This is a genomic window from Uliginosibacterium sediminicola (genome assembly GCF_039631295.1).
GTDB classification, from domain to species: Bacteria; Pseudomonadota; Gammaproteobacteria; order Burkholderiales; family Rhodocyclaceae; genus Viridibacterium; species Viridibacterium sediminicola.
In genome coordinates this window covers 304,690-325,604 of sequence record NZ_JBDIVE010000001.1, presented here as the reverse complement: position 1 = coordinate 325,604, position 20,915 = coordinate 304,690, and the positions used below count along the sequence as shown (strand labels likewise).

The 20,915-nt window shown below is 64.6% G+C and carries 15 protein-coding genes and 1 riboswitch; of the genes, 5 read left to right on the top strand and 10 right to left on the bottom strand.

From position 1 onward, the window contains the following. Positions 1 to 69: 69 nt before the first annotated feature. From ABDB84_RS01555 to lgt, 6 genes are all read right to left on the bottom strand, one after another. Positions 70 to 2,187, bottom strand: coding sequence for a sensor histidine kinase (locus ABDB84_RS01555; protein WP_345917910.1), 2,118 nt, complete (start codon positions 2,185 to 2,187; stop codon positions 70 to 72). 50 nt (positions 2,188 to 2,237) lie between these two features. Next, positions 2,238 to 2,843, bottom strand: coding sequence for a DUF4390 domain-containing protein (locus tag ABDB84_RS01550; RefSeq protein WP_345917909.1), 606 nt, complete (start codon positions 2,841 to 2,843; stop codon positions 2,238 to 2,240). Continuing rightward, the gene (rsmB, locus tag ABDB84_RS01545) at positions 2,797 to 4,125 is read right to left on the bottom strand and encodes a 16S rRNA (cytosine(967)-C(5))-methyltransferase RsmB (protein WP_428715066.1); all 1,329 of its coding nucleotides are present in this window, start codon (positions 4,123 to 4,125) and stop codon (positions 2,797 to 2,799) included. The genes ABDB84_RS01550 and rsmB overlap by 47 nt, the downstream gene beginning before the upstream one ends. Before the next feature lie 59 nt (positions 4,126 to 4,184). Then, on the bottom strand, positions 4,185 to 5,009 hold the full coding sequence (gene aroE, locus ABDB84_RS01540; RefSeq protein WP_345917907.1) for a shikimate dehydrogenase: 825 nt from the start codon (positions 5,007 to 5,009) through the stop codon (positions 4,185 to 4,187). Positions 5,010 to 5,088: 79 nt separating this feature from the next. After that, positions 5,089 to 5,655 (bottom strand): TMEM165/GDT1 family protein, encoded by a 567-nt coding sequence (locus ABDB84_RS01535; protein ID WP_345917906.1) that lies wholly within the window; start codon positions 5,653 to 5,655, stop codon positions 5,089 to 5,091. A 27-nt stretch (positions 5,656 to 5,682) separates the two neighbouring features. After that, a riboswitch (yybP-ykoY riboswitch) is annotated at positions 5,683 to 5,869 on the bottom strand. 11 nt (positions 5,870 to 5,880) lie between these two features. Further along, positions 5,881 to 6,735 (bottom strand): prolipoprotein diacylglyceryl transferase, encoded by an 855-nt coding sequence (lgt, locus tag ABDB84_RS01530; RefSeq protein WP_345917905.1) that lies wholly within the window; start codon positions 6,733 to 6,735, stop codon positions 5,881 to 5,883. 85 nt (positions 6,736 to 6,820) lie between these two features. On the opposite strand from lgt, the gene ilvD reads away from it, so the two are divergent. Then, positions 6,821 to 8,683 carry a dihydroxy-acid dehydratase gene (gene ilvD, locus ABDB84_RS01525; RefSeq protein WP_345917904.1) on the top strand — a complete coding sequence of 621 codons (1,863 nt, stop codon included), beginning with the start codon at positions 6,821 to 6,823 and terminating at the stop codon, positions 8,681 to 8,683. A 265-nt stretch (positions 8,684 to 8,948) separates the two neighbouring features. Then, positions 8,949 to 11,726, top strand: a complete 2,778-nt coding sequence (locus ABDB84_RS01520) for a bifunctional diguanylate cyclase/phosphodiesterase (protein WP_345917903.1) — start codon at positions 8,949 to 8,951, stop codon at positions 11,724 to 11,726. 33 nt (positions 11,727 to 11,759) lie between these two features. Here the strand turns inward: ABDB84_RS01520 and ABDB84_RS01515 are convergent, their stop codons facing one another. Together ABDB84_RS01515 and ABDB84_RS01510 are read right to left on the bottom strand one after the other, a co-directional pair. Further along, positions 11,760 to 12,710, bottom strand: coding sequence for an energy transducer TonB (locus ABDB84_RS01515; RefSeq protein WP_345917902.1), 951 nt, complete (start codon positions 12,708 to 12,710; stop codon positions 11,760 to 11,762). An 11-nt stretch (positions 12,711 to 12,721) separates the two neighbouring features. Next, positions 12,722 to 14,638: a ribonuclease catalytic domain-containing protein gene (locus ABDB84_RS01510; protein WP_345917901.1), complete on the bottom strand. Its 1,917-nt coding sequence runs from the start codon at positions 14,636 to 14,638 to the stop codon at positions 12,722 to 12,724. Positions 14,639 to 14,895: 257 nt separating this feature from the next. Here ABDB84_RS01510 and ABDB84_RS01505 point away from each other — a divergent pair, with 257 nt between their 5' ends. Continuing rightward, complete coding sequence (locus ABDB84_RS01505; protein WP_345917900.1) at positions 14,896 to 15,198, top strand: high-potential iron-sulfur protein; 303 nt, start codon at positions 14,896 to 14,898, stop codon at positions 15,196 to 15,198. Between the two features lie 45 nt (positions 15,199 to 15,243). Further along, complete coding sequence (locus ABDB84_RS01500; RefSeq protein ID WP_345917899.1) at positions 15,244 to 16,476, top strand: NnrS family protein; 1,233 nt, start codon at positions 15,244 to 15,246, stop codon at positions 16,474 to 16,476. Positions 16,477 to 16,488: 12 nt separating this feature from the next. Here ABDB84_RS01500 and ABDB84_RS01495 read toward each other — a convergent pair whose 3' ends face one another. Both ABDB84_RS01495 and ABDB84_RS01490 read right to left on the bottom strand, forming a co-directional pair. Continuing rightward, entirely contained in the window at positions 16,489 to 18,516 is a 2,028-nt protein-coding gene (locus ABDB84_RS01495; protein WP_345917898.1) for a methyl-accepting chemotaxis protein, read from the bottom strand. A 307-nt stretch (positions 18,517 to 18,823) separates the two neighbouring features. Further along, positions 18,824 to 20,314: a cryptochrome/photolyase family protein gene (locus tag ABDB84_RS01490; protein ID WP_345917897.1), complete on the bottom strand. Its 1,491-nt coding sequence runs from the start codon at positions 20,312 to 20,314 to the stop codon at positions 18,824 to 18,826. Between the two features lie 77 nt (positions 20,315 to 20,391). On the opposite strand from ABDB84_RS01490, the gene ABDB84_RS01485 reads away from it, so the two are divergent. Then, positions 20,392 to 20,913 (top strand): YqgE/AlgH family protein, encoded by a 522-nt coding sequence (locus ABDB84_RS01485; protein ID WP_428715065.1) that lies wholly within the window; start codon positions 20,392 to 20,394, stop codon positions 20,911 to 20,913. Positions 20,914 to 20,915: the final 2 nt, after the last annotated feature.

Below are 20,915 nucleotides of genomic sequence, written 5' to 3'. Positions count from 1 at the left end.
CGAAAGGGTGTTGTGTTTACGCCACTACTGTAACAGTTTCATCGAGCAGATTGCAGCTGACACACAAGTTCAAGCCAGCGGCAGACGGATGCGCACTTCAGCACCGCCCTCGGGCAGATTGCCGAGGCTGATTTCGCCGCGATGTTCGTCGATGATCTTCTTGACGATGGCCAGCCCCAGGCCGGTGCCGCGCGTCTTGCTGGTGACATAGGGTTCGAAGGCGCGCGTCAGCGTGGCCTGCGGAAAACCCGGGCCGTTGTCGCGCAAACTCAGCTCGACGCGGCGTCCGTCGTGGCGCGTTTGCAGGTACAGATGCCCGTCGTTCTGCTCGGCCAGGGCTTGCTGCGCGTTCTGCAGCAGGTTGTGGATCACCTGGCGCAGCTGCGCCGAGTCGGCACGCACTGCCGGCAGATTGGCGGGGAGCTGGGTAATGATCGGCGCCGCGGTGCTCTCGTAGAGCACCAGCACTTCGCGGATCAGCGCATTGAGGTCCACGCTGGCGAGGGTTGGCGGCGGCATGCGGGCGTAGTCGCGGAAGCTGTTGACCAGCAGTTTCATCGACTCGACCTGGTTGACGATGGTCCGCGTGGCACGCGCCAGCAGGTCGCGTCCGGCTGCGTCGAGCTGTTCGGTGAGGCGCATTTCCAGACGCTCGGCGGCCAGCTGGATGGGCGTCAGCGGATTCTTGATTTCGTGCGCCAGACGTCGCGCCACTTCGGCCCAGGCCGCATTGCGCTGTGCCGAGATCAGCTGCGAGATGTCGTCGAACACCACCACGAAGCCGCCGCCGCTGCCCTCGGGCAGGCGCGAGCCGTGCAGCAGCAGGGTTTGCACATCACCATTGCCACGGTCGATTTCCAGCTGCTGGTGCCAGTCACCCTCGCGTTCGGCAAAGCCGGTGAGGATCGCGTCGCGGAACAGGGTGTGCTGGGTCCAGTCGCTCAGCGGTACTTCGGAGACGCTGTTCAGATCGTCGCGCAAGCTGTTCAGCGCGCCACGGTTGGCGGCGCGCAGGCGACCGTCGGCCGAGAAGGCCAGCACCCCGGCGGACAGATTGGTCAGCACACTTTCGAGATAGGCGCGGGCCGCATCGACGGCCGCGCTGTTCTTCTCGGCCAGCGCGCGGGCGTCCTGCAATTGCCGCGTCATGCGGTTGAAGCTTTGCGTCAGCACGCCCAGCTCGTCACGCGCCGGCAAGGCCTGGCGCGGCGAGAAGTCGCCCGAGGCCACCGCTTGCGTGCCCTCGGCGAGGATCGACAGCGGTGCCGACAGCGAACGCGCAAACACGAAAGCGATGGCGATGGCGGCGAACACCGCCAGCAGCAGGCCCAGGGTCAGGGTGATCAGGTAGATGTGCTTGAGGCCCTGGCGCGCCAGCAGCAGCTCCTGGTAATCCTGATGCAGGGTCTGGATGCTCTCGGCGCTGTGCGCGAGGCTCTCTGGCACCGGCTGCATGATCTGCAGCAGCAGGCTGTCGGAGGACAACTGGCGGCTTGGAATCGGCACCACGGCGCGCAGCACCAGACCACCGCGACCATCGGTTTCCACCGCACGCCAGCCCTGGGTCTGCCGCGCCTGGCGCAGCTGCATGCTCTCTGGCGCCTCGGGTAGCAGCGAGCGCAGATCTTCCCCCGCCGACACCAGCACGCGGCCGCTGGCCGAGAGCACGCTGGCATTGGCCACGCCGAGGTTGTCACGCAGGCGGGTGAGGGCCGGCAGGCTGGGCGTCTGGCCGATGTCGCCGAGTTCCAGTGCGGCATCGCGGGCACGTTCGGCGAGCTGGTCGAGCAGGGCGTCGAGCGCACTGCGGCCCAGGGTCAGGCCGGATTCCAGGGTCTGATCGAGCTTGGCGTTGTAAGAGGACTCCACCGATTGCACAGCAAACTGTACCGACACAAAGTAGATGATGCTGCCCGGCAGCACCGAGAGCAGCACGAACATGGCGATCAGCTTGAGCTTGAGCCGCGAGCCGAAGCGGCGCTGGCGGTATTCGCGCCACAGCGTACGCAGCTGCACGCTGACCAGCACGAACAGCGCCAGCGCGACCACCGCATTGGCGCCGAGCAGCAGCGGGTAGTTGCGCGCGAACAGCGAGGTGTTCGAACCGGCCGAGGCGAGCAGGAATAGCAGCACCGCACCGAGCAGCGCGCTGATGACGACCAGTCTTCGCGTGACGCGTGCGCGCATTCAGCGGCCTCGTGGAGCGGGCGGGCGCGGCGGCACGGTGCCGGGACCGTTCATTTCAGCGGATTGATGAAGGTCCAGCGTGTCCAGCCGGTGCTCAGGTTCAGATCGCGGCCGCTCAGCGAGGCGACCTGGAACGGCTTGGGCAGCTGCGCGGTATCGAGGCGCAGGCGCAGTGCGGCTTCATAGCTCTCGCCGGGGCGCAGCTGGCCACGTTCGAGGACCGGCCAGTTGCGCAGCGAGCGCAGCGCCGAGAAGGCCTGCTCGAAGCTGGCGAAGCTGTGGGTGACGCCACCAACATTAAGGCGGTATTGCCGCGTCAGCGCGTGGTAGGCGAGGCGGATGTCGAGGGTCTGCTCGGTAATCACTTCGTTGAACCAGTACCAGCGCGGCTTGTGCAGCGAGAATTCGACGATGAAGGGCATCACCACACCGCCTTGCACCAGCTCCTCGATGCGCGCCGGCGGCTCGCCGGTCAGCGAGGCATTGACCACATAGCGGTTGTCCAGCGGCACCAGCTCGGCAAACTGCACGTCCAGATGGCGTGTTTCAGCCTGCAGTGTCAGCGGTAGCAGACACAGCAGCAGACAGCCGAGCCAGGCGGCGAGCCGTTCAAGCAGCGGGGCGCTTTTGTAACAGGGCAAAATAGAAACCATCATGATCGGGGCCGGGTAGCCAGCGCTTCTCGGGAACACCGTCGGCGAACGCAAGGCGTTGGCAGTCGGCGTGCCGTGCCGCGAAGCGTGCCACTTGCAGGCTGTTCTCTTCGGCGAAGACAGAACATGTCACATAAAGCATTTTTCCGCCGACGGCCAGTGTTGGCCACAGCGCATCGAGGATTTGCGCCTGAAGTGTTGCAAAACGCGCAACATCGTCTTGTTCGCGCAACCATTTGATGTCCGGGTGGCGACGCACCACACCCGACGCCGAGCAGGGCACATCGGCCAGGATGCGGTCGAAAGCCTGGCCATCCCACCAGCTGGCGGTGGCGCGGCAATCGACTGCCTTGAGCTGGGCCGACAGGCCCAGGCGGCTCAGCTGCGCGGCGACGCGCTGGGTGCGCTGCGGGTCGGCATCCAGCGCGGTGAGCTGGATATCCGCCAGCTCCAGCATGTGGGCGGTCTTGCCGCCGGGCGCCGCGCAGGCATCGAGCACGCGCTGGCCATCTTGCAGATCAAGCAGTTGCGCTGCCTGCTGGGCGCCCCAGTCCTGCACCGAGAGCAGGCCTTCGGCATAACCGGGCAGGCTGGCCACCGGAATCGGCTTGTCGAGCATGAAGGCGTGGCTGCCCAGTGCGCGCAGGCTGTGGCCGGCGGCTTCAAGCTGGCTGCGGGCGGCGTCCGGCGTCGTGCGGCGCGGATTGATGCGCAAGCTCATCGGCGGATGGCTGCTGGCGGCGGCGAGAATCTCGCGCCAATGTTCGGGGTGGTTGCGGCGCACGGCGGCGATCCACCAGCGCGGATGGCGCAAGCTGGCTTCCTCGTCGGCATTGCATTGCACGACAAGCTGATCCCACTGGCGCAGCGCATTGCGCAGCACGCCATTGGTGAGCGACTTGAGGCCGCCACGGGCGATCCGCGCAGCCGCTTCGACGGCCTGATCGACCAGGGTATGCGCGGTATCGGGCCGCGTTTCGAGGCGGTGCAGGGCAACGCGCAGCAAGCCGTCGATGGTCGGCTCGGTGAGCGGCTGCTGCAACAGGCTGCGCAGCATGCGCTCGCCGCGACCGTAGTCGCGCAAGGTGCCGAAGATCAGGTCTTGCGCCGCGCCACGCGTAGCCGGCGGCAGATCGGGGTAGTGCTGCCACAGCGCGGCCAGGCCGTCGTTGAGGGCGTGGCCCTTGCGCACATGGGCGAGGGCATCGGCCGCGACGGTCAGCGCCATCGCCAGCGAATCGGCGGGCAGCGGTGGCAGCGCCGGCGGGCGCGGCTGGCGGCGCATGCCGCCACTGTGTGCGGAAGAACTCTGCGCTTTGCCGCGCGGGCTTTGCGGCGCGGCCATCAGGCGGCGCGCAGGGCAGCGATCACCGGTGCCGTATCCGGGCGAATGCCGCGCCACAGGTAGAAGCACTCGGCGCCTTGTTCGACCACCATGCCCAGGCCATCGGCCGTCTGCTGGACGCCCGCGGCCTGTGCGGCGAGCACGAAGGCGGTCGGCTCCTTCTTGTAGGCCATGTCGTAGGCCAGCGAATCGGCATCCCACACGCCGGCGGGCAGCGGCGGCACCTCGCCGGTCATGCTGGAGGCCGAACCGTTGATGATGATATCGAAGCGGCCCGCGATGTCGGCAAAGCCGCCGCCGCCGATGCGCGTCGTGCCGGCGTGGTCGCCGAACTGTTCGGCCAGCTCGACGGCCTTGGCGGCCGTGCGGTTGGCGATGAAGATCTCGGCTGGCTTCTCGGCCAGGAAGGGCAGCAGCGCACCGCGCACCGCGCCGCCGGCGCCGAGCACCAGCACGCGCTGGCCGGCAAAGCTGCGACCGAGGTTGTGGGTGATGTCGCGGGTGATGCCGAAACCATCGGTGTTGTCACCGAGGATGGTGCCGTCGGTATTGAGCGTGAACATATTCACTGCGCCGGCCGCTTGCGCACGCGGCGTCAGGTCGTCGGCGAGGGCAAAGGCTTCGAGCTTGAAGGGCATGGTGATGTTCATGCCCAGGCCGCCTTCGCGCTGGAACTGCCGCACCGCTTCAACGAATCCACCGATCGGCCCGAGGATGGCGCCGTATTCCAGGTTCTCACCGCACTGCTTGGCAAAAGCCATTTGCAGCGCCGGCGATTTGGCCTGGGCGATGGGATTGCCGATGATGGCGTAGCGGTCAGTCATGTCGTGCTCCTTCAAAGATCGCGCATTATCACTCAAGCCGGGGGCGCCGACATGCATTCGACGCTCCCCGGCCTGCGCTTTAGCCGCCCACGTTGAACAGCGCCAGCACGCCCAGCAGCATGAAGATCGCGGCGCACACCAGGTGGATGCTGCGGATCGGGATGCGGCGTGTCAGCTTGTCGCCCAAGAACACCACCGGCACGTCGGCGATCAGCATGCCCAGCGTGGTGCCAGCCACCACGGTGCCCAGGGCTTGGTACTTGGCGGCCAGGGCGATGGTGGCGATCTGCGTCTTGTCGCCCATCTCGGCGAGAAAGAAGGCGACCAGCGTGGCACTGAAAACGCCAAAGCGCAGGCCCTTGGGCTGTTCGTCTTCATCGATCTTGTCGGGCACCATGATCCAGCAGGCCATGCCGATGAACGAGGCGGCGAGGATCCAGCGCAGCATTTGCGGCCCGATCACCTCGGTCAGCCAGGCGCCGGCGGCGCCGGCCATGCCGTGATTGATCAGGGTGGCGGCGAGGATGCCGGCAACGATGGGCCAGGGTTTGCGAAAACGTGCGGCGAGGACGAGGGCCAGCAACTGGGTTTTGTCGCCCATTTCACCGAGCGCAACAACACCGGTCGAGACAAGAAAAGCTTCCATGCAGAAATACTCCGGGGCCGGCGAACTGGATTTCCAGGCGAACCAATGACTGCGCACCTCGCCAGCCCTGTGGCGGCGCGCAGTCAAAGGTCTCGCCAGGCGTTCGCATGTGCTGCAAACACTCCCTGCACCATGGCCCCGGCATTGCGCCGGTTCCAAGTCTGTTGATGCAGGGCTGCCGTAAAGGCAGCGGCTACTCCCCGATGACGGGGCGGATTATAGGCACTAATTGCTGCGGCGTCGATGCGCCCAGATCCACAGTGCGATGCCGGCCAGAACCATCGGCAGGCTCAGCCACTGACCCATCGACAGCCCCATGCTGAGCAGGCCGAGGAAGCTGTCGGGCTCGCGCGCGAATTCGGCAATGAAGCGGAAGCTGCCGTAGCCGATCAGGAACAGCGCTGAGGCAGCACCGAGCGGACGCGGCTTGCGCGTGTAGAACCACAGGATGGCGAACAGTAGCAGACCTTCGAGGGCGATCTGGTAGAGCTGCGAGGGGTGACGCGGCAAGCCGCCATATTGGGTGATCAGCTGCAGCAGATCCGGATTGCCCTGGGCCTGAGCGAAATCTTCCGCCTGGGCTTGCGGGAAGATCATTGCCCAGGGTGCGTCGGGCGCCGTGACGCGGCCCCACAGCTCGCCATTGATGAAATTGCCGATGCGCCCGGCGGCCAGGCCGGTGGGCACCAGCGGCGCGATGAAGTCCAGCACCTGCAGGAAGCTGCGCTGGGTGCGCCGACCATATAAATACATGGCCACCAGTACGCCGATGAAGCCGCCGTGGAAGCTCATGCCGCCTTGCCAGATGGCGAAGATTTCCAGCGGGTGTTGCAGGTAGTAGCCGAACTTGTAGAACAGCACATAGCCCAGGCGCCCGCCGAGCACCACGCCGATGGCGCCAACGAACAACAGGTCATCCAGGTCGAGCGGCGCCCAGCCGGACAAGGGGTTTTTGCGTGCGCGATATTTGCCCAGTGCGACGAACAACAGGAAGGCGATGAGGTACATCAAACCGTACCAGCGCACGTGGAGCGGGCCGATGGAAACGGCAATCGGATCAAACTGCGGGTGAACGAACATGGGCGAAGGGGGCACATGGGCTAAAATGGAGGGCTCAATTGAACCACATCATCATGTCGCGCGACATGAAGACCCGGAGATTGCCATGCCGCACTACCGTTCACGTACTTCCACCCACGGCCGCAACATGGCCGGCGCCCGCGCCCTGTGGCGCGCCACAGGCATGAAGGATGGCGACTTCGGCAAGCCGATCATTGCCGTGGTCAACAGCTTCACGCAGTTTGTCCCCGGCCACGTGCACCTCAAGGATCTGGGCCAGCTGGTGGCACGCGAGATCGAAGCGGCCGGCGGCATCGCCAAGGAATTCAACACCATCGCCGTCGATGACGGCATCGCCATGGGTCACGGCGGCATGCTTTATTCGCTGCCCAGCCGCGAGCTGATCGCCGACTCGGTCGAATACATGGTCAATGCCCACTGTGCCGACGCCATGGTGTGCATCTCGAACTGCGACAAGATCACCCCGGGCATGCTGATGGCGGCGCTGCGCCTCAATATCCCGGTCGTCTTCGTCTCCGGCGGCCCGATGGAAGCCGGCAAGGTCACGATGACCGACCCGGTCGGCCAAAAGGTGATCAAGCTCGACCTCGTCGACGCCATGGTCAAGGCCGCTGACAAGAGCGTCTCGGATGCCGATGTCGCCGAAATCGAGCGCTCGGCTTGCCCGACCTGCGGCTCCTGCTCGGGCATGTTCACCGCCAATTCGATGAACTGCCTGACCGAAGCGCTGGGCCTCTCGCTGCCGGGCAACGGCACGGTGGTGGCCACGCATGCCGACCGCAAGCAGCTGTTCCTGCGCGCCGGCCGCCTGATCGTCGAACTCGCCAAGCGCTACTACGAGCAGGAAGATGCCACGGTGCTGCCGCGCAACATCGCCACCTTCGAAGCTTTCGAGAACGCCATGAGTCTCGATGTGGCGATGGGCGGCTCGACCAATACCGTGCTGCACCTGCTGGCTGCGGCCAAGGAAGCCGGCGTCGATTTCAAGATGGCCGACATCGACCGCATTTCGCGCAAGGTGCCCTGTCTGTGCAAGGTCGCCCCGGCGACCGACAAGTACCACATTGAAGACGTGCATCGTGCTGGCGGTGTGATCGGAATTCTCGCCGAGCTGGACCGTGGCGGCCTGATCCACCGCAACACGCACACCGTGCACACCAAGACCCTGGGCGAGGCGATCCATGTCTGGGACGTCATGCACGCGCACGACAACAAGGTCTTCGACTTCTTCCGCGCCTCCCCCGGCGGCGTGCCGACCCAGGTTGCCTTCAGCCAGGAGCGCCGTTACACCGAGCTGGATCTGGATCGCAGCAAGGGCTGCATCCGCGATGTGCGCAACGCCTATTCCAAGGACGGCGGCCTGGCCGTGCTGTTCGGCAACATCGCCGAGAAGGGTTGCATCGTCAAGACCGCTGGCGTCGATGAATCGATCTGGAAGTTCACCGGCAAGGCGATTGTTTTCGAGAGCCAGGAAGACGCGGTCGAGGGCATCCTCGAGGGCAAGGTGCAGGCCGGCCATGTCGTGATCATCCGCTACGAAGGCCCCAAGGGCGGCCCGGGCATGCAGGAGATGCTCTACCCGACCTCGTACCTGAAGTCGCAAGGCCTCGGCAAGCAGTGCGCGCTGCTCACCGACGGCCGTTTCTCCGGCGGCACCTCGGGCCTGTCGATTGGTCATGCCTCGCCGGAAGCGGCGATGGGTGGCGGCATCGCCCTGATTGAAGATGGCGACACCATCGAGATCGACATTCCCAATCGCAGCATCAACCTCGCCATCAGCGATGAAGAGCTGATGCGTCGCGAGACGGCGATGGAAGCGCGCGGCGCCCAGGCCTGGAAGCCGGTCAAGCGTGAGCGTCTGGTCTCCGCCGCGCTGCAGGCCTATGCCGCGCTGACCACCAGCGCCGATACCGGCGCAGTGCGCGATGTGAGCCAGGTGCAGCGCTGAAAAAGCTGCACGACGGGCTTTGACAAGGGGCGCTGCGGCGCCCCTTTTTCATGCCTGTGGAATTTTGCTGCGCCGCTTCGCCAAGGCCGGCGTGAGGCTGCGGTGCTGACATGCCTTCAAGCTCTGCTAACCCTGCGCCGTGCGCACGGCAGGCCGTTAGTGGCAGAGGGCCTGTTGACGCTGATCCGGCGGATGGCGTGGCGGCCCGGGAGCTAGAGCAAGTGTGTCCGGGTGTGCAGGCAATCAGGAAGCGAACACAACAACAATGAATTTCCCGTCTCTAGAACAAAGCGAGCCCTTGCCAGGCAATCTGTCCGCCGCATTTGAACGACTCGCCAGCAACGAACTTCTGTGGGACAGCGATTTGCGCGGTGCCCTGCTGCAGATCAGCAACAGCCTGAGCCAGGCCCTGGATGTGGCGCGAGTCGGCGTCTGGCTGTTTGGCGACACGGCGACGCTGGCCGAATGTGCCCTGCATTTCGATGCCAACGATCTGCGCTATGCCCAGGCACCGCAACTCTCCGTTGCGACCGCGCCGAACTACTTCCGCGCGCTGGCGGCCGGTCGCTGCATGGATTCGGCCGATGTACTCAATGACGCGCGCTACGCCGAGCTGCTGCAAGGCTACTTCCAACCCAATGGCATCGGCGCGGTGATCGATGCAAACCTGCGCAACGGCGCCCGCCCTGGCGGCTTGCTGCGCGTCGAGCATGTCGGCAGCGCCCGCCTGTGGACACGCGAGGAACTGCATTTCGCCACCTCGGTGGCCGATCTGGTGTCGCACCTGCTGGTCTTTCATGCACTCAAAGACAGTGAGCGGCGCTATCGCGTGCTGTTCAATGCCGCGGGCGACGCCATCCTGACCTTCAAGGGCGAGCGCATCGTCTCCTGCAATCCGCGTGGCCAGGCCTTGTTCGGCTGCTCGCTGGAGACCCTGGCCAATTCGCGGCGTGGCGATCTGTCGCCGCTGATCCAGCCCGATGGCTGCGTGTCGACCGAGAAGCTGCAGGACATCCAGCGCTCGCTGCAGGACGGCGTGCCGGTGTTCTTCGAGTGGCGTTTCAAGCGTCCCGATGGTGTCGAGTGGGATGCCGAGATCAGCGCTGCGTCGATGATCAGCCATGGCGAACATGTGGTGCTGGCCATCGTGCGCGATGTCACCGAGCGGCGCATGGCCGAGCGCGTGCGGCAGCAGTCCGCGCTGCAACTGGCGCGGCGCAATGGCGCCTTGCAGCTGGTCAATCGGCTGGCCAGTCGCCTGCACGGCATGACCGATGTGCGCCTGATCGCCGAAGAAACCGTGCGCGTGATGCGCATGCTGCAAGACGTGCCCTGCATCACCTTCCTGCAGGTGATGCCCGGCGGCGAGCGCATGCGCCGCATCGTCGTCGATGGCGTGCTCGCCAATGATCTGGAATCCATCGATGTGTATGGCGTGCCGGTCAAGGGCAGCCTGGCGGGCTTGGCGATGCGCCAGCACCGCATCCTGATCAGCGGCAATGTGCTGCACGACGAGCGGATCAGCGAGGACGGCAAGCGTGGCCTGGTTGCCTGCGGCTTCAATTCCCTGGTGGTGATGCCGCTGAGTTTTGGCGAAGAAGGCCTGGGCAGCATCGGCTTGCTCTATCACGAAGCGCACAAGAGCTTCGGCGATATCGAGATGGAAACCCTCAACACGGTCTGCCAGACGGTCGCGCTGGCGATGGTCAATGCGCGCCATGTGCAGGTGCTCGAACACCAGGCGATGCACGATTCGCTGACCCTGCTGCCCAATCGCGCGCATCTGCATCGCGAGGCCGGGCGCGCCATTCGCGCCGCCAGCGAGCGGGCGCAGTCGGTCTGCCTGATGCTGCTCGATCTGGACCGCTTCAAGGAGGTCAATGACACCTTGGGCCACCACGCGGGCGATTTGCTGATCAAGTTTGTCGGCGAACGCTTGAGCGAGGCGCTCAGCGGTTACGACGCCATGCTGGCGCGCCTGGGCGGCGACGAGTTCGCGATCCTGCTGCGCGCCACCGAGTCGCTGGACGACTCCATGGACATGGCCGGCATGCTGTGCCGCGCACTGCGCCGGCCCTTCGATGTGCAGGGCATCGCCATCGAGCTGGGCGGCAGCATCGGCGTGGCGATCTACCCGCAGCACGGCGATTCGAGCAATGCCTTGCTGCGCTGTGCCGATGTGGCCATGTACGCGGCCAAGAGCACGGTCGGCAACATTTGCGCCTACGACCCCGAACACGATCAGCACAATCCGCGCCGTCTGGCGATGATGACCGAGCTGGGTTCGGCCATCGTCACCAATCAGCTGGTGCTGCACTTTCAGCCCCAGCTGGAGCTGTCGACCGGCAAGTGGGCCGGTTGCGAGGCTCTGGTGCGCTGGCGGCATCCGCAGCTGGGGCAGATTCCGCCCGGCGAGTTCATCCAGTTCGCCGAGACCAGTGACCTGATCCGCCCGCTCACGCTGTGGGTGGCGCGCTCGGCGCTACGCCAGATGCATGACTGGCATCTGCGCGGCATCGATCTGCCGGTGGCGATCAACTTGTCGACGCGCAACCTGCTCGATGTGACCTTCCCCGATTCGATGGCGGCGCTGCTGCAGGAATTCCAGGTGCCGCCGCATCTGCTGGAGCTGGAAATTACCGAGACCGCGCTGATCGGCGATCCGGACCGCGCCATGGTCGTCGTCGAACGCCTGGTGCAGCTGGGCATGAGCCTGTCCATCGACGACTTCGGTACCGGTTATTCCTCGCTGGCCTACCTCAAGCGCCTGCCGCTGCGCGCGCTGAAGATCGACCGCTCCTTCGTCTGCGACATGCTCAGCGACGAGCAGGACGCCATCATCGTGCGCTCGACCATCGGCCTGGCGCACAGCCTGGGGCTGCAGGTGGTGGCCGAGGGCGTCGAGGATCTGGAGACTTTGCAGGCGCTGCGCGACTGCGGTTGTGATCTGGCACAGGGTTATCTGCTGAGTCGGCCGGTGGCGGCCGAGGATGCCGAGCGACGCCTGCGCCTGCCGTTTCTCGCCGAGGAGGGCGACGCTTAGCGCAGTTTCTGCGCGATGGCTTGGCGCTGGCGCTTACCTGGCCAGCGCGTCTTTTACATCGACCACCGCATCGCCGAAGCTTTGCTGGAAGTTGAAGGTGCGCACCAGCGCGAGGATGTCGGTGTCGCGCGCCACTTCGGGCGGGAACGGTTTGAAGGGCGAGGCCATGTGCACGATGCGCACCGCCGCCTCGTCGAGCCGGCGGCTGCCCGAGCTGCGCTCGACCTTGACTTCGAGCACCTTGCCATAACGGTTGATTTCCACCGACAGCATGACGCTGCCGTAGATCGGCTTGCCGTTCACATCCTTGGGGAATTTCAGCGTGCCCATGTCCTGCACCGTCTTGCGCCAGCTCTCGGCGTAGAGGGCAAAGCGCGACTCGCGCGTGCGCGGCGCGATGACGGTCTTGCGCGGGCGCTGCGCGTACTGGCGCAGCATCTGCTCGACCACCGCTTCCTGCTGGCTCATCACGCGGCTTTTGTCGTCCAGCGCATTGCCGTCACGGGGTGCTGCGGCCTGGGCGCCTTGCGGTGAGCGTTTGCCGCTCGACGGGGTGATTGCGGCGGCGCTTTTGGCCTGCGCCAACAGGGCTTGCTGGCGTGCTTCCAGCTCTTGTACGCGGCGACTGGCATCGCTGAGCGAGTCGCCCAACTGCTCGCGTTGCTCGGGTGGTAGCGGCGAGCTGGAGAGGTCCTTGCTGTCGGTATTGCCGCCGCCATCCATATTGGCTTGCGCAATCGCCTGCGCATCACGCGGGCTGCGCGCGTGCTTGGCGTTGACCAGCACGATCTGCAGGCCGCGATCCTGCTGTTTGCCGCCGGCCGGCACATTGATGAAGCCGCTGGCCAGCAAGACCGCGTGCGCCAGCACCGACAGGCCGGCGCCCAGCGCCACCGCGTAGGATTTGGCCGGTGCAGCGATGCTCAGCGCCAGCACCGCAGGCTTGCGTGTAGGTTTGGGCGAGGGTTTCGGGCGCGGCGACATGGGGCGGAATTTTACGCCGGGCTCGTTGCCTCGTCCTCGCCGTCTGTCTCCGGTGTCTGCGTCAGCGGCGGCAGGGTGGCGAGGTAGCGTGCGCGCAGTTCAACGCCAAGCATGTCAAAGTGTTCGAGCGAGAGCTGCACGCGCTCGCCGCTGTTCAGCGCCGGCAGCGAATGCACTTTGAACACCAGGGGCACTTCTTCGAGGCGCACGATGTTCTCGCGCAGCACGCGGGCCGCCGTTTCGCGGATGCCGGCCTGGCGCAGCCAGCGCAGGCACCAGTAGCGCTCCATGCCGCGCTGGAAGTCGGCATAGGCGTTGTAGGTGACGTCGAAGTCGTTCATCGCCGCCGCCAGCTCGGCCGAGCGCGGCGGGAAGTGCGGCGCTTCGCCGCGCAGGTGGGCGATCAGCTGCCACTGATTGCAGAGGTCGACATAGCGGCGCAGCGGGCTGGTCGACCAGGCATAGCAATCGACGCCGAGACCTTCGTGCGGCGCGGCAGCGGTGGTCATGCGCACGCGGCCGCCACCCTGGGCACGGTAGATCGCCGGGATGCCCGCTTCGTGCAGCAGTTTGCCCCAGCTGCTATTGGCCAGAATCATCAGCTCGGCGACCAGCTTGTCGAGCGGCGAGCCGCGCTTGCGGCGCTCGATGCTGACCTGGCCGGGGCCGTCTTCGGTCTGCACGTCCCAATCGACGTAGTAGTTGAAGTCCATCGCGTTCTGGTTGGCCGAGGGCTTGCCGCGGCCGGCTTCGAGCACGGTGGCAAATTCCCACAGCGTGGTCAGTTCGCGCTTGAAGGGAAAGTCGGCGCCGCCCTGGGCCAGCGTCTCTTCATTGAACAGGCCTTCGATCTCGTGATGGCGCAGATTGGCGCTGACCGGCACGCGCTCGATGCAGGAGCGCATGGCGCCCATCGAGTAATCGGCATTCACCTCGACATACAGCGACAGCGCCGGCCGTGCTGAACCGGCGCCAAGCGTGAAGATGCTGACCAGCTCGTCGGGCAGCATGGTGATCTTGTTGCCCGGCATGTAGACCGTGGACAGGCGCTTGCGCGCCAGCTTGTCGTAGTCCGAACCCGGCGTGATGCCCAGGCCCGGCGCGGCGATGTGGATGCCGACCGTCCAGCCGCCACCCTCGCGCGGGCGGATCGACAGCGCATCGTCGATTTCGGTGGTAGTCGCATCGTCGATCGAGAAAGCTTCGACCTCGGCCAGCGGCAGCTCGTCGCGCGTCTCCGGCGCCGGCAGACTCGGAAAGCCGCTGCCTTCCGGAAAGTATTCGAACAGGAAACGGCCGAGCAGGTAGTCGTAGGCGCTGGGCAGGGCGCCGGCCTTGAGCAGGAGCTGCGCCGCCGATTGGCCGGAGGCCTCGCAGGCCGCTTCGAGCGCCTTGGTTTCGAGCTTGTTGCGGTCCGGCTTGTAGAGCAGCGGGCGCAGCATGGGCGCGAACTCTGCCGGCAGGGTGCCGCTCAGCAGTTCGTTCTTCATGCGCTCGATGCTCTCTTGCTGCAGGCGCTTCTTCTCCTGCGCCGCCAGCGCCGCTTGCAGGATCTCCGGCGGCGCCTTGCGGAAGCGCCCCTTGCCCTTGCGGTGGAAGTGGATCGGCGCGGCCTGCAGCGACAGCAGCAGGGCGGTGGCTTCTACCGCGCTGGGCGTGTGGCCGTAGTAGTCGGCGGCGAAGTCGGCAAACGCGAATTCAGCATCGCCGCACATCTCCCACAGGAAATCGGTCTCGTGGGTCGCGCTCTCGCTCGTCGCGCGCGCCAGCAGCTCGCTGGCAGAAGGCGCGTTGTAGCGCAGCAGCACGTTGGCTGCCTTGAGCTTGACCCGCTTGCCATGTGGTGTTTCCACTTGCAGCGAGCTGTCTTGGTCACTGAGGATGGTCCCCGTCTTGAAAGACCCATCCTCTTCAAACAGCACGTTCATAAAACACCCATTCAGTCGGCGAGGGCGGATTATAGGCCAGGTGATGGGTGAGGGCGTGTTCAGCGTAGGGGGTGGCGCGCTTTGCGCGCGCCGGCGGCCCTGCCGAGGCGCATCAGGTAAGCATCTGCGGCACTCCGTGTTTACGCGTAACAAGCAGAAGCGGCGGGAAAATACTTGATGCGGCGCAAGGTCTGCACTGTTTTTTCGTATAGTGTCCTCACGCTTGACCGTTTCAACCCAACACAGAGGACTTCATCATGATTAGCCGCCGCCGTTTCATGTCCATCGTCTCCGTTGCTTCTGTTGGCGCACTGAGCGTGCGTACCGCCGCTGCCGCCAAGCTGGAAGAAAATGATCCGACCGCCATCGCGCTGGGCTACAAGGCCGACGCCAGCAAGGTCGACGCCAAGAAATACCCCGCCTACAAGGTCGGCAACACCTGTGCAAACTGCACCCAATACACCGCCAAGGCCGGCGCTGCCAGCGGCCCCTGTGGCGCCTTCGGTGGCAAGGACGTGGCCGCCAAGGGCTGGTGCATGGCTTGGGTCAAGAAGGCCTGAGCGCGCTTTAACGCAATACAAGGCCTGCCGCTGGCAGGCTTTTTTATGTCTGCTTCACACGGCCTGTGGGCCACCCGGGAGAGCCGCATGGCCGTCATCATCATCGAGGAACCGCGTCGTCGCAAAGCCGGCCCGCCACCGGGCATGGCTTTGTTCTCGCTGGGGCTGCGGCCCTTCTATCTGTTGGCGGCCGCGCTGGCGGCGACGCTGATTCCGCTCTGGCTGCTGCTGATCACCGGCTGGCTGCGTCTTGAGCCGGCGCTGCCGGCCCTGATCTGGCACGGGCACGAGATGATCTTCGGCTTTGCCGCGGCGGTGATCGTCGGCTTCCTGTTCACCGCCGTCGGCAACTGGACCGGTCAGGCCATGCCTCGCGGCAAGCCGCTGGCAGCACTGGCGCTGCTGTGGCTGGCGGCGCGTGTTGCGATGCTCAGCGGCCCGCACGGGCTGGCTGCCGTGCTCGATCTGGCTTTCCTGCCGCTCGCCGCGCTGGCGATTGCCCCCGCGCTGTGGCGCGCGCGCCAGCGGCGCAACTACTTTCTGCCGCTGATGCTGCTCCTGCTCACCGCCGCCAATGCCCTGGTGCATGCCGCGGTGGCCGGCTGGCTGGCGGTGTCGCCGCCGCTCGGCCTGCATCTGGCGGTCGCCTTGGTGACCATGCTCGAAACCGTGATTGCCGGCCGCATCGTGCCCGGCTTCACCGCCAGTGGCGGCCGTGCGCTCGTGTGGCGTGATGCACGCGTCGAATCCGCCGCGCTGGCTCTCACCGGCGGCGCCTTGCTGGCCTGGGCGCTGGACGCATCGGCCGTCCTGTGTGCTGCGCTGGCCCTGCCGGCCGCGCTGGCGCAGATCGTCCGCTGCCAGGGCTGGCGCCCGCAGGCGAGCCTCGGCAAGCCGCTGCTGTGGAGCCTGCATCTGGCGCATGCCTGGATCCTCGTCGCGCTGCTCCTGCTGGCCGCCAGCCCGTGGTGGCCGGCTGCGCACAGCGCCGTGCTGCACGTGCTCACCGTCGGCGCCATGGCCGGCCTGATCCTCGCCATGATCACCCGCACCGCGCTCGGCCACACCGGCCGCATGCTGCGCGTCGACTGGCTCGAAGCCACCGCCTACGGCGCCCTGGTGCTGGCCGTGCTGGCGCGCGTGCTGCCGGTGCTGCTATGGCCCGCCGCCTACATCAGCGGCCTGTGGCTCGCCGCCCTGGTGTGGAGCTTCGCCTTCCTGCTCTACCTGTGGCGCTATGGGCCGATCTTGTGTCGTCATCGCCTGGACAGAGCGTAGGCGTGATCGGAATTACACATGAAAGCGTTGGACTGTACTGAGCATGGTCTGCGAGAGCGCGCGCAACTTGGATGCGGTTGTGGTGGTTTGGCTGACGGCCTGATGGTTTTCATCGCTCATTTGAGCAACGTTTTCGACCGTGCGCGCGACATCATTAATGGTGTTGCGCTGCTCACGCAGCGCGGTCGCAATTTCCGCAACTGAATGACGAACGATTTCAGAGTGGTGGTGAATCTGTTGCATGGCGCCACTGGCCATATTCGTAATGTCTACGCTTTTATGTACTCGACCTACGCCAGCCTCCATGGTCTCGACAGCGCGTGCAGTATTTTGCTGAATGGACTGGATGACGGCGCCAATTTCTTCTGTTGCGCGTGCTGAGCGTTCTGCCAGTTTGCGAACTTCGTCCGCGACGACGGCGAAGCCGCGCCCGGTTTCGCCTGCACGTGCAGCTTCAATGGCTGCATTGAGTGCAAGCAGATTGGTTTGATCGGCAATATCCTTGATGACATTCACCATGCTGCCAATGCGCACGGATTCGTCACCCAGCGCGCGTATTTGCAAGGCAGTTTCCGTGACCATACTGGCGACCGAGCTGATTTCATTCGTCGACCGTTCGACGTGCAGCGAACCGCTGCTCGATAGCGCGCCACTTTCGGTGACTTTGTCTGCTGCGGTATTGGCGTGTTCGGCGACCTCGCCAATGCTGACGGCCATTTCTTCCATGGCGGCGGCCATGCGTGAAGCCGCCTCGTTTTGCGCTGACGAGCTGGATGCGACGTGTTGCGCAGTCCCGGCCAGAGACTCCGCAGACTGCGAAACGTCATTGGCGCAGGCCTGAACTTCACGGACGGTTCTGCTGAAGGCATCAGCCATGGCGTTGAATTCGCGGGCAACGTCAGCAAATTCGTCCTTGCTGGAAATTGTCACGCGTTGCGACAGGTTACCGTTAGCCACGACTCTCGATGTTGCGATCAGCTGCTTTAAAGAAGCATTCAGACCCGTGTAAAAGCCTGCGAACAGGTACAGACAGATCATGCAGACCAGTAGCGTTACCGCGCTCAGTGCGATGAAGAGCGTGTTGTAGTGGCTCACGCGCGCAGCCAGCTGCTGCTCGATGAGCGGAAGCAAGAAATTGTGGTTGGCGTCGTTGATGCGTTTGATGGGTTTTGAGACCGCAGCGAAGTATTCGCTTGCCGGGATAGAAAAGGACTGCTCTACGATCTCACGTTCAGCCAGTTTCCGGACCTGATCGATCTCTTCTGCAAGGCCGCTTTGCAGCGACTGGAGCGCGGCTTTGTGCGCCTCGGGCGAGTTGCGTTGCGATTGTGCAAGGCTGAGATGGAAGTCTTGCAGCTTGCTGTTCATCCCGCCCATGAAGCCCAGGAAATCGGCTTTTTGCAAATCGGTCATTTGCTTGCTGGCAAGGAAACCGGCCCCCATGCCACGCAGACGACCTAGCAGCTCAGTCAGTCTGGGGGCTTGTTCTGCAGTCAGGACGATGGAGAAGTAAGTTTCGGCCTCAGGGTCCAGAATCAACCCAGACTCTTCCGCCAGATTGGAAATGAAGAGCATGGTGCCCTCGATCAAGTCTGTGTGGGCTTTGAAGTTGGGCTGCTGGGGCATGGACATGCCATTTTCGCGCAGCGATTTCCATTGTGTGTTGAGCGCTTCGAAAGCTTTGTTCAACTCGCTGCTGAGCGCGGCCTCGGCGAGCGCCGTCTGGAGTGCGGTAAATAGTTTGTCTGCCTGCTCGGCCTTCTCGGGCTGGGCTGATTTCATGGCGGCATCACCACCAATGGCGGCTGAGCTGGTGCCGCGGTGCACTTGCAAGGCCGAAACCAGATCAAGTGCCGGGCGCAAGACTGTGATGCCTCGCAATTCTGATTTGGCTGCCTCGCGATTTGCATCAAATTGTGTGAATGTAGTCACGATCAAGCTGAGTACCAGCAGGATAATCGCTGCTGCAACGACTAAAAGCTTGGCTGAGAACTTGAGCTGCGACATCAGCCAGACGGCGGGTTTAAGCAGTGTCTGCATGAGTGTCTCTGTATGTTGGTCTGGGGGGTGCGGTCAGCCAATCGGTGTTGGGCGTCGCGCCGGAATTGGATGTTGTTAGACGCCTAACAGGCTGATGCAAAACAAAATTCAAAGCCACCTGAAAATATGACAACCTCTCAGAATCGCCTACAAGCCATTTTTTCAAGGTGGCTGAGGCTCGAAGCACCCCTGAAATCATGTGATTTTGAGGTTGAAAAAAGTTTTGCATCAGCCTGCTAACGGGAATAGGCCTAAAAACTTTACATGCCGCATGTATTTTTCTTGGCCGAACGTGTGCTTTGTTCGCTCAGCCACGCTTGAACCGCGCCAGCGTAATCTCGCGTGCCGTGGCGTGATCAACGACAGGTGCCGGGTAGTGGTCGCCGATCACACAGCCGGTGGCCTGCTGGGTGAGTGCAGGCATTAGCCAGGGGGCGTGGATGTATTTGTCGGGCACTTGCGCGAGTTCGGGCAGGTAGCGGCGGATGAATGTGCCCTGGGCGTCAAACTTCTCGGATTGCGAGACCGGGTTGAAGATGCGGAAGTAGGGCTGGGCGTCGCAGCCGGTGGAGGCGGCCCATTGCCAGCCGCCGTTGTTGGCGGACAAGTCGTAATCGTTCAGATGCAGGGCGAAGTAGCGCTCGCCGTGCAGCCAGTGGATGCCCAGGTCCTTGGTAAGGAAGCTCGCAGTAACCATGCGCAGGCGGTTGTGCATGAAGCCGGTCTGGTTGAGCTGGCGCATCGCCGCGTCGACGATGGGGTAGCCGGTGCGTGCCGCGCACCAGGCGTCGAACAGCGCGTCGGCGGCCAGCCCGCTTTCCCATTGCAGATCATCGTATTCAGGCTTCCAGGCGTGCTCGACGACTTGCGGGTGGTGGAACAGGATCTGCTGGTAGAAGTCGCGCCAGACGAGTTCCGACAGCCAGGTCGCTGCGCCCTCATTGCCCAAGACGCCGCTGCGCTGCCAGGCGGCGCGTGCGAGCTGGCGGATGCTCACGGTGCCAAAGCGCAGATGCGTGGAGAGATAGGAGACGCCTTTGACGGCGGGGAAGTCGCGGGCGGCTTTGTATTGATCGATGCGTGCGAGAAAGGCTTCAAACAGCGCGGCGCCGCCCGACATGCCGGTGGGCAGGCGCAGCGCGGCGAGATTGCTCGCTGCAAAGCCCAGCGCTTCCAGCGGCGGAATGCCGCTCGCCAGCGGGCTGGCGGCAAGATGCGCGCGGTAGCGCTCGACCGGGTAGCTTTGCAGGTAGAACTCGCCACCCGCTTCTCCAAGCTTGCGCAGCCAGGCGTTCTTGTAGGGCGTGAACACGCCGAAGGGCTTGCCCGCCTGGGTCAGCACTTCGTCACGCTCGAAGATCACCTGATCCTTGAAGCTCGTGAAGGCGATGCCGGAGTCGGCCAGCGCTGTGGCGACGGCGGCATCGCGCGCGATGGCGGCCGGTTCGTAGTCGTGGTTGGTGAATACGGCGGCAACGCCCAGTTCGCGCGCCAGGGCGGGAAGTTCCTGGCTTGCGCGGCCGTGTCGCACGATCAGCGCGCCGCCGGCGCTGCGCAGTGCGGTGTCGAGTTCGAGCAGGCTGGCGTGGATGAAGTCGATGCGGCGGTCGCTGCGCGGGCTGCCGGGCGCGCCCTGACCGGGCAGGGCGTCGAGGATTTCTGTGTCGAACACGAAGGCGCAGAACACGCGGCGATGGGCGCGCAAGGCGTGGTAGAGGGCGGCGTGGTCGAAGTCGCGCAGGTCGCGGCGGAACCAGACCAGGGCGGCGCTATCGGAGCATGAGTGAGGGCTTGTCATGAGGCACATTCTGCGACAAGGCGCGATACAATGCAGCCGTGCAAAACGTGAACCTCACCCATCACTTCCTCATCGCCATGCCGGCCATGGAGGATCCCAACTTCTCGCGCACCCTGGTCTATGTTGCCGAACATAACGACGAGGGCGCTCTGGGCGTGGTCATCAACCGCCCTATCGACCTGACCATCGAGGGTCTGTTCGAGCGCGTGGATATCCCCATCGACGCGGGCGAGCTGGCCGAGCAGCCGGTGTATTTTGGCGGCCCGGTGCAGACCGATCGCGGCTTTGTGCTGCATCGCCCGGTGGGCGAGTGGCAGTCCAGCCTGCGCGTCAATGACGAGATCGCGCTGACCAGTTCCAAGGACATCCTGCAGGCAATGGGCGTCTCCGGCGAGCCGGGCGAGGTGCTGATCACCCTCGGTTACTCGGGCTGGAACGCCGGCCAGCTTGAAGAAGAGCTGGCGCAGAACGCCTGGCTGACGGTGCCGGCCGAGTCGCAGATCATTTTCAGCGTGCCGCCCGAAGAGCGCCTGACGGCGGCGATGCAGCTGCTCGGCATCGATTTCACCAATCTGTCCGACGTCGCCGGGCACGCCTGAGC

Coding starts and splice junctions, on each gene's coding strand:
- ABDB84_RS01555 (WP_345917910.1), bottom strand. CDS start 2,187: ATGCGCGCACGCGTCACGCGAAGACTGGTCGTCATCAGCGCGCTGCTC.
- ABDB84_RS01550 (WP_345917909.1), bottom strand. CDS start 2,843: ATGATGGTTTCTATTTTGCCCTGTTACAAAAGCGCCCCGCTGCTTGAA.
- rsmB (WP_428715066.1), bottom strand. CDS start 4,125: ATGCGCCGCCAGCCGCGCCCGCCGGCGCTGCCACCGCTGCCCGCCGAT.
- aroE (WP_345917907.1), bottom strand. CDS start 5,009: ATGACTGACCGCTACGCCATCATCGGCAATCCCATCGCCCAGGCCAAA.
- ABDB84_RS01535 (WP_345917906.1), bottom strand. CDS start 5,655: ATGGAAGCTTTTCTTGTCTCGACCGGTGTTGTTGCGCTCGGTGAAATG.
- lgt (WP_345917905.1), bottom strand. CDS start 6,735: ATGTTCGTTCACCCGCAGTTTGATCCGATTGCCGTTTCCATCGGCCCG.
- ilvD (WP_345917904.1), top strand. CDS start 6,821: ATGCCGCACTACCGTTCACGTACTTCCACCCACGGCCGCAACATGGCC.
- ABDB84_RS01520 (WP_345917903.1), top strand. CDS start 8,949: ATGAATTTCCCGTCTCTAGAACAAAGCGAGCCCTTGCCAGGCAATCTG.
- ABDB84_RS01515 (WP_345917902.1), bottom strand. CDS start 12,710: ATGTCGCCGCGCCCGAAACCCTCGCCCAAACCTACACGCAAGCCTGCG.
- ABDB84_RS01510 (WP_345917901.1), bottom strand. CDS start 14,638: ATGAACGTGCTGTTTGAAGAGGATGGGTCTTTCAAGACGGGGACCATC.
- ABDB84_RS01505 (WP_345917900.1), top strand. CDS start 14,896: ATGATTAGCCGCCGCCGTTTCATGTCCATCGTCTCCGTTGCTTCTGTT.
- ABDB84_RS01500 (WP_345917899.1), top strand. CDS start 15,244: ATGTCTGCTTCACACGGCCTGTGGGCCACCCGGGAGAGCCGCATGGCC.
- ABDB84_RS01495 (WP_345917898.1), bottom strand. CDS start 18,516: ATGCAGACACTGCTTAAACCCGCCGTCTGGCTGATGTCGCAGCTCAAG.
- ABDB84_RS01490 (WP_345917897.1), bottom strand. CDS start 20,314: ATGACAAGCCCTCACTCATGCTCCGATAGCGCCGCCCTGGTCTGGTTC.
- ABDB84_RS01485 (WP_428715065.1), top strand. CDS start 20,392: ATGCCGGCCATGGAGGATCCCAACTTCTCGCGCACCCTGGTCTATGTT.